The organism is Nocardia sp. NPDC055321 (assembly GCF_053645575.1).
In genome coordinates, this window is record NZ_JBSHMS010000013.1 from 218,267 (window position 1) to 225,693 (window position 7,427).

8 protein-coding genes are annotated in these 7,427 nt (G+C 67.7%); 3 read left to right on the top strand and 5 right to left on the bottom strand.

Going from position 1 to position 7,427, the window contains the following annotated elements; translation table 11 throughout:
* Positions 1-519: 519 nt before the first annotated feature.
* Both ACWIGI_RS22350 and ACWIGI_RS22355 read left to right on the top strand, forming a co-directional pair.
* Complete coding sequence (locus tag ACWIGI_RS22350) at positions 520-1,464, top strand: hypothetical protein (protein ID WP_454204367.1); 945 nt, start codon at positions 520-522, stop codon at positions 1,462-1,464.
* Positions 1,465-1,787: 323 nt separating this feature from the next.
* Positions 1,788-2,579 (top strand): SAM-dependent methyltransferase, encoded by a 792-nt coding sequence (locus ACWIGI_RS22355; protein ID WP_454204368.1) that lies wholly within the window; start codon positions 1,788-1,790, stop codon positions 2,577-2,579.
* Positions 2,580-2,654: 75 nt separating this feature from the next.
* On the opposite strand, the gene sigJ is transcribed toward ACWIGI_RS22355, so the two are convergent.
* Positions 2,655-3,572 (bottom strand): RNA polymerase sigma factor SigJ, encoded by a 918-nt coding sequence (gene sigJ, locus ACWIGI_RS22360; protein WP_454204369.1) that lies wholly within the window; start codon positions 3,570-3,572, stop codon positions 2,655-2,657.
* Positions 3,569-4,759 carry an NAD(P)/FAD-dependent oxidoreductase gene (locus ACWIGI_RS22365; RefSeq protein WP_454204370.1) on the bottom strand — a complete coding sequence of 397 codons (1,191 nt, stop codon included), beginning with the start codon at positions 4,757-4,759 and terminating at the stop codon, positions 3,569-3,571. Before ACWIGI_RS22365 ends, sigJ begins: the two co-directional genes overlap by 4 nt.
* Positions 4,760-4,999: 240 nt before the next feature.
* Here ACWIGI_RS22365 and ACWIGI_RS22370 point away from each other — a divergent pair, with 240 nt between their 5' ends.
* Positions 5,000-5,305 (top strand): hypothetical protein, encoded by a 306-nt coding sequence (locus ACWIGI_RS22370; RefSeq protein WP_454204371.1) that lies wholly within the window; start codon positions 5,000-5,002, stop codon positions 5,303-5,305.
* A gap of 58 nt (positions 5,306-5,363) precedes the next feature.
* Here ACWIGI_RS22370 and ACWIGI_RS22375 read toward each other — a convergent pair whose 3' ends face one another.
* The 3 genes from ACWIGI_RS22375 to ACWIGI_RS22385 form a co-directional block, all read right to left on the bottom strand.
* Positions 5,364-5,855: a beta-class carbonic anhydrase gene (locus ACWIGI_RS22375; protein ID WP_454204372.1), complete on the bottom strand. Its 492-nt coding sequence runs from the start codon at positions 5,853-5,855 to the stop codon at positions 5,364-5,366.
* A 177-nt stretch (positions 5,856-6,032) separates the two neighbouring features.
* The gene (locus ACWIGI_RS22380) at positions 6,033-6,719 is read right to left on the bottom strand and encodes a hypothetical protein (RefSeq protein WP_454204373.1); all 687 of its coding nucleotides are present in this window, start codon (positions 6,717-6,719) and stop codon (positions 6,033-6,035) included.
* 177 nt (positions 6,720-6,896) lie between these two features.
* Complete coding sequence (locus ACWIGI_RS22385; RefSeq protein WP_454204374.1) at positions 6,897-7,172, bottom strand: YggT family protein; 276 nt, start codon at positions 7,170-7,172, stop codon at positions 6,897-6,899.
* Positions 7,173-7,427: the final 255 nt, after the last annotated feature.

The following is a 7,427-nucleotide window of genomic DNA, read 5'->3' on the forward strand; positions in this document are numbered from 1 at the left end:
GGCACTCGGCGAGCGAACCCTACCCTCCCGTAAAGGTAGGGTCGCAACCCGCTCGGCCCCGTCGTGACCCATGTCTCGCTGCCTGCTCCCTTTGGTCCGATCCGGGCGAAATGGGACGGGTGTACAGGGGTGCACAGTTTTTGACTGGTTTTGTTGGTTATTCGTTTCGTTGGTTGCGACCAAACGTAAACGTATTAAATACGACGTCGAACGAGAAGGTTCTTCAGCCTGACCCCCGATAAGGTTCACTTATCGGTGGTCAAGCCAAATCGGGTTGGTTTGGGGCGGAAGGGGATTCGTTTCGTGTTGTTGCGTTGGAAATGACGGAACCAACGCTACGATTCTGCGGTGTCGAGCATCTGCAACTACCCGGGCTGTACGAAACCGATCACTCGGGGAACGGGGCCGGGACGGCCCTCGGAATACTGTGAGCACCCGGACCACACGCGCTGGCGAGCGTGGCGGGAGCGGCAAAGGCTGTCGCAGGAGGAGGTGGCGGGCCCGGACGCGAACGTCACTGTGACGCAACGGGGGCCGGTCACCGTGGCCCGGCTGCGGGCCGATGAACTGCTCGTTCAGTTCCGGACGCTGGCGGACCAGTTGAGCACTACCCTGGCCGCGAGCGTGGCCGAGTTGTCCACGCTGGCCGACCCTTCCGTGGCCGAGGCCCAGGTCCAGGCCGTGCAGGCGGACGCCGGCCGCAAGATCGCCGAAGCCGAGATGGCGGTCGTCGGCGCCGAACAGGCGCGGCGCGAATCGGAGGACGCCCGGACCGCCGCAGAGGCTGCCGCGGAGGACGCGATCGCTGCCGCCGAAGCCGCTGAGGGCCGAATCGCCGAGGCGCTCAGTGCCCGTGACGACGCGCTGGGGGAGATGGAGCGAATCACCAAGCAGGCCGCGGACGATGTCTTCGCCGCGCGCACCGAGGCCGAGGCCGAAGTGCGGACGATTCGCCGGGAGGCCGCCGAGGACGTGGACCGGGCCCGCCAGCAGGCCACCGAGGAGATCGAACTGGCCCGGTCCAAGACCGCGGCGGAGATCGAGCAGGTGCGCCGGGACACCACGCAGCGAATCACCGCCGCCGGCGCGGAGCGGGATCTGGCGGTGCAGCGGGCCGCCGACGCCGAGCGCGCCATCGAACGGGCGGAACAGGCTGTGGCAGAACGCAATCAGGTCGTCGCCGAGACCCGCGACGAACTGACCCGGGTGCGCGAGGAACTCGACCGGGTGCGCGCGGACATGGCGGCCGCCCAGCGCTCGGCCGCCGCCGATATCGCCGCCGTGCGGGCCGAATCGGCCACCGCCCTCGACCAGGTGAGGCAGGAATCCGCCGCGCGCATGGCGACCCTCGATGACGCCCGCCTGCAGACGCTGACCCGCGCCGAACGTGCGGAACGCCAGCTGGACGAGCTGCTGGCGAGCGGCCGGACGGGACGCGGCACGGCGGCGGAAGTGACCGGCTGAGGCCCGCTGCGCTACCGGGGCGTGACCTCGGTACGGTAGGTTCCCATCTGACTCGCTATCGAACGTGAGTCTCAGTAACGAGAGCGGATGGAACCCGCTGCGCCGCATCGAGGTTCACCATCCGCAACCCGCGAGCGTTATTGCCATGAGAGGGTCTGAACGTGGGTTCGTCACGGTATTGTCTGAGGGAAAGCACGCTCCGTCCGGGCGTTGATCTGGAATGATCTTCAATCAAGGTTCTGCCGGAGGCGAGCTTCCCGTGCGATCGACAAACCCGCTGGTGCACGGAGGGTAAAGGGGTGTGAGAGTTGAACATCAACACCATGCGACAACGGCAATCGCGGCCGAGTGTCGCACGCGTATACAGCTACGTACTCGGCGGCCGGGATCACTACGGCGTCGACAAGGATGTCGGCGACTACTTCAAGGGCGATCTGCCCGGTTCCGACCAACTCGCGATTACGAACCGGCATGCCGTCCGGCGCGCGGTGAGCACCATGGCCAAGCAGGGCATTCGGCAGTTCATCGATATCGGTTGCGGCCTCCCCGATCCCGATAACTCCGATGTCCATCAGGTGGCGCGTGCCCAGCACACGGACGCCCACATCGTGTACGTCGACAACGATCCGTTCGTGGCGGGCCACGGCCGCGCACTGCTCGCTGTCGATTCGGGTATCGCCTTCGTCGAAGCCGACGCGAGCAAACCCGAGGCGATCCGGGAACACCCGGATGTCAAGCGGCTCATCAACTTCGACGAGCCGGTCGGTATCCTGTTCGCGGCGGTCCTGAGCTTTCTCGAGGACGAGGAGAACCCGTCGGCCGTGGTTCGCTACTGGGCCGAGCAGGTGCCGACGGATAGCCTGATCTACATTTCGCACTTCCGCTCCGGCGAGACCCGCGAGGCAGTCGCGACGGAACGGAAGATCTTCGACGCGTTCGGGCGCGGTAAGTGCCGTCCGCTCAAGGAGATCGAGGCGCTGTTCGGCGATCTCGAACCGCTCGATGATCCGGCGATGCGGCCGTGCGCGGACTGGCGTCCGGACGAGACCATGACGCCCCACGCGCTGAACGAATTCGAGACGATGGTCGTAGCCGGTATCGCGCGCAAGCGCTGACCACGGCAACTTGGCACGACGGCCGGACGCAATCACGCGTCCGGCCGTCGTGCGTTGCGGTGGTTGTCCGGACGCTCACCCCTGAGCGTCTGCGGTCCGGCTGATCGTGCGGGTCACCCCGAGCGCCGCGAGCTTGTCCGGGTTCCGAATCGCGTAGCCGTTGACGATCTTTCCGTCGGCGAACTCGAGCACCACCACGGCTTCGAGCCGGTCGCCGCGATGAATCGCCACGGCGGAATCGCCGTTGCAGTGCACCGGTTCCAGGCGGGCGTCCGGCAACCGGTGAATCGCCCGCAGCAGGGTCAGCAGCACGGGGGCGATCCGCGTGGCCCCGGTCATTAGCAGTTCGCGGACCGCGAGGACCTTGCCGCCGCTGTCGGTGGTCCAGGTGACATCCGGCGCGAGCATGGCGAGCAGCCCCGCCAGATCGCCGCTGGCGGCGGCGTCCAGGAAGCGGCCGGTGAGCTCGGCGGTGCGGGCGGTGTCGACCGGACCGAACCGATTGCGCCGGGCGTGCACGTGCCCGCGGGCCCGGTAGGCCAGCTGGCGCACCGCGGTCGCGGATTTGCCTACCGCCCCGGCGATTTCATCGTGTTCGAAGCCGAAGACCTCGTGCAGGACGAAGACCGCGCGCTCCTCGGGGGTGAGCGTTTCCAGCAGGACGAGCATGCCCATGGACACCGACTCGGCGAGCACGACGTCGGTCGCGGCGTCCGGGGCCAGGAGCAGGGGTTCGGGCAGCCACGGGCCGACGTAGTCCTCCCGGCGCCGGGTCCGCGACCGCAGGACATTGAGTGCCTGCCGGGTGACCACCTGCGCCAGATACGATTTGGTGTCCCGGACCGCCGACAGGTCGACCTCGGCCCAGCGCAGATAGCTGTCCTGCAGCACGTCATCGGATTCGGTTGCGGAGCCCAGGATTTCGTAGGCGATCGTGAAAAGCAGCGGCCGTAGCAGGGTGAATCTCTCGGCGTGCTCGTCGGGCGCGATCATCGGTCGCGGCCTGCCGAGGTGTCGAGCACCGCGGTCTCGGGCCGGGGCCCGCCCTTCGCCCACACGAGGGATCCGGGCCGGCGGGCCTCGGCACGAAGTCCCCACAGCGTGCCCCTGGTCGCGATCTCCTTGATCGACGCGGCGAGCCTGCCGCGCACAACGATCCGGTTGGGGGAGTCGTCCTTGTGCGTGAACTGCACGACCGCTGCCCCGCGGCCCAGGCTGACGTTCGCGCCGAGGAAGGCCATATCCAGTGCGGCGGGCCGCTTTCCGGCGATGCGGCTCAGGATCGTCTCGGCGGCCTGCGCACCGAGCGGGCCCGCCGCCTGGCAGCTCATGCGCAGCGGCTGATTCGACGGCGCCGCGGCATCGCCCGCCGCGAGCACGCGATCGTCGTCGATGCTGGTCAGTGTTTCATCGGTGAGCAGGCGGCCGAGCCCGTCGGTACGCAGGCCGCTGCGCGCGGCGAGGTCCGGAACGCCGAAGCCGGCGGTCCAGATCACGACGGCGCCGGGCACCTCGCTGTCGTCGGCCAGCAGTACCCGCCCCGCCTGCACCGTGGTCACCCGCACCTCCTCGATCACCCGGACGTCACAGCGGGCCAGCCAGTGCGCCAGTGCGCGGCGTCCGCGCTCGGAGAAGCCCGGGGCCAGCCGGCCGCCACACACCAAGGTGACCCGCCGGCCCTGTTCGGTCAACTCGGCCGCGGTCTCGATGCCGGTCAGCCCGCCGCCGACGACAGTGATCGGCGCGTCGGCGGGGACTTCGGCGAGCCGCGCCCGCAGCCGCTCCGCGTTCTCCAATTCGGCCAGGGGATAGGCGAATTCGGCCGCGCCGGGTATCGAGTCCGGCACCGCCGCGGTACTGCCGACCGCGTAGATGACGTAGTCGTAGTCCAGCGTCCGGCCGGACGCGAGCCGCACGGTCCGGCTCGCGGTGTCGATCCGCTCGGCGTTGTCGACGACCAGGCGCACGTTCTCGCCGAGCAGCGGGCCGTAGTCCGCGGTCGCCGTTCCGCTGCCGGCCACCAGTTGGTGCAGCCGCAGCCGTTCGACGAACGTGGACCGCGCGTTGACGACGGTGACCGCGACGTCTGCGCGGCGGCCCAGGCGGTTGGCGGCGACGATGCCCGCGTATCCGCCGCCGATGACGACGACCTTGGTGCTGACGGTGTTGTTTGGAGTCATGCCATCGAGACACCGCCGACGGCGGCCGCGTAACAGTGGGTGACCCGGCTCACGGCCCGGGCTCGAGCGGCGTGCAGCGGAGGTGGCCGGACTCCGCGCCTCGGGTCGCCGATGCGCGCGATGCCCCGAAGCCACCGGACACGGGAGTGGAAGCCGGTTCGGCCCCGACCGCCACCGCGCGACTCGCGTGGCGAGCCTTCGAGTCCCGAATTGTCCGTTTACTGGAAGTAGTCTGTCGCAATGATCAGCCAGCCGGCGAATCAGTCGGAACGTGACGTGCAGCCGGGTTCGCGGTCCGAGGACGCGGCCCGGCGGTGGCGAAGACGCAGCCCGCTGACCTGGATCGCCCTGGCCTCGTGCGCCTATCTGGCGGTGATGGCGGTCGCCTTCGGGCTCTTCCCGCCCACCCGTGCGGGAGCGTTCGCCGACCTCGCGCACTGGCAGTATCGATTGGGCGCCGCCGCCTTCGGGCTGGCCTGCGCCACCGTCTTCGCGGCGGCCGCGGTGTGGATCTGGCGGCGACCCGCCACCACCGTCTCCGCATAGCCTCGACCGGCTCGTTCTCGAGCCGCCCCTCGCGCGACTCGAGAACGAGCCCGGGGGATCAGCCGATGACCTCGTTCAGTTTGCCCGTGGCGACGTCGAACACGAATCCGCGCAGTGACGTCGTGGCCGTGACGAACGGACTCGCCTCGATGCGCCGAATCGACTGGCGCACATCCTCGTCCAAATCCGGGAACGCCTCGGCGGACCAGGCCGGCTTCAGGCCGGTCTCGTTCTGGATCGAGCGTTTGAAATCGTCGTCGGTGAAGGTGAGCATGCCGCAGTCGGTGTGATGAATGAGGATGATCTCCGTGGTCCCCAGCAGTCGCTGACTGATGGCGAGGGAACGGATTTCGTCGTCGGTCACCACACCGCCGGCATTGCGGATGACATGGGCTTCGCCGTCGTTCAATCCGAGAATGCGATAGACGTCGAGCCGGGCGTCCATGCACGCCACCACGGCGACGTGCTTACTGGGCGGCAGCGGCAGCGGGCCGCTGAACTGCGCGGCGTACTCGGCATTGTTGGCGAGGTATTCGTCGGTGACGGTCATGGTCGCGTCCTTGCGTCGATGTGGGGTGAGGACATGCGAATCAGTGCATCGACGACGGTGGCGCACTCGCGGTGGCAGCGCGAGGGATCCACGCACGGTGACGTAAACCCTTGTGCCGTGGGATTGCCGAGGGGCACAGCGGTTCGCCCGGCGTGGCGAACCGGCCGACCGGTTCGTTCAGGTGGAGATGCGCTTGACGTCGCTGATCAGCCAGCGTCCGTCGGTCTGCTCCTCGGCCGTCACCGCCATGGCGACCAGGGACACCGACGGTATCGGCGCGAGATCGCTCGAGGTGGATTGCTTGACGTAGCCGATGCCCAATGCCGTGGTGCCGGTGATCGCGCGCAGGCCCGCGTTGAATTCGATGACCTGGCAGCGGGTGTTCGTCGAGACGAAATAGTCGCGGGTGGAATTGCGGGTGTCGATCAATTGCTGACGGCACGCACCCGTCGTGGAATCGATGGCCCCGGCGAAATAGGTGTCCAGGGTTTGTGGTTCGTAGTTCGAAATGTGCGCCATGTAGTTGTGAATGGCGTGCAACGCGGCGATATGCCGGCCGCCGATCTTCGCGATTTCGGGCTGCAATCCCTCCGGCGGCGCGGACTGGGTGGGAATGGTGTCGGCGCCGGCTGCGGTGCGAGCGTTCGTCTCAGCGCTGTTGCGCACGGGCGAGGGCTGGGTGTCGCCCTCGTCGCGCACGAAGAAGGCGGTGCCGACCGCCGCGGCGCCCAGCGGGAGCACGCCCGCGATGGCGGCGAGTCTGCGGCGGGAGATTCCGCGTTTCGGCGGCTGCGGTTCGGGCTCGGGAAATGGCGGAGGCTCAGCCGGCGGAAAGGACATCGACACTTTCTCGTCTTCAGTCATGAAGTTCCTCACTGTTGGTAGGCCATTGCGAGATGCTACCTGCCCGCAGGATTTCCGACAGTGGAACCAACTCCGAAAGCCATTAATGACGGAATTGGGCGAATTGTGGTTCTTGTGAATGAAATACGATTTCTCCGGAACTCCGCTTCGCCGCGAACGGCGAAGCGGAGCGAACACTCACAGACTGAAGAAGACCGAGCGCAGGATGATCGCCAGCACGAACACGATGGTGAACGCCAGATCGATGGCCAGCCCGCCCGCGCGAATGGGCGGCAGCACCTTGCGCACGGGTGCGATCACCGGCTCGGTCAGCTTGTGGGTGATCTCGCGCGCCCGATACGTCGAGGAAGGGTTGTCGCCGAGAGTGGCGATCCAGTCCAGGATCAGCCGGGCGAGCATGACGAGGATGAATGCCGTCAGTATGTATCCGAGTACCGCGCCGATGAGGCTCATGATCAACTCCTTCACGGCGGCGCATCGGCCGCCCTACCGGTTTCAACGGACAGCCGATTCGAAAGTGCCGGTTTTGTCGCATTCTCAGCTAACTGATATCAGCTGACGGCGAACATCGCGACCGCGGCACGACGGCCGGGGCCGACGTGGGCCGATCGTAACGCCGGGGACGCGGGGGCGGTCGCTCGGCGAACGGCGTCGACCCGGGCCTGGACCCGAGCCGGGCCCCGCTGATAAACACCGCTGCCGCAACCG

Coding starts and splice junctions, on each gene's coding strand:
- ACWIGI_RS22355 (WP_454204368.1), top strand. CDS start 1,788: ATGCGACAACGGCAATCGCGGCCGAGTGTCGCACGCGTATACAGCTAC.
- sigJ (WP_454204369.1), bottom strand. CDS start 3,572: ATGATCGCGCCCGACGAGCACGCCGAGAGATTCACCCTGCTACGGCCG.
- ACWIGI_RS22365 (WP_454204370.1), bottom strand. CDS start 4,759: ATGACTCCAAACAACACCGTCAGCACCAAGGTCGTCGTCATCGGCGGC.
- ACWIGI_RS22370 (WP_454204371.1), top strand. CDS start 5,000: ATGATCAGCCAGCCGGCGAATCAGTCGGAACGTGACGTGCAGCCGGGT.
- ACWIGI_RS22375 (WP_454204372.1), bottom strand. CDS start 5,855: ATGACCGTCACCGACGAATACCTCGCCAACAATGCCGAGTACGCCGCG.
- ACWIGI_RS22380 (WP_454204373.1), bottom strand. CDS start 6,719: ATGACTGAAGACGAGAAAGTGTCGATGTCCTTTCCGCCGGCTGAGCCT.
- ACWIGI_RS22385 (WP_454204374.1), bottom strand. CDS start 7,172: ATGAGCCTCATCGGCGCGGTACTCGGATACATACTGACGGCATTCATC.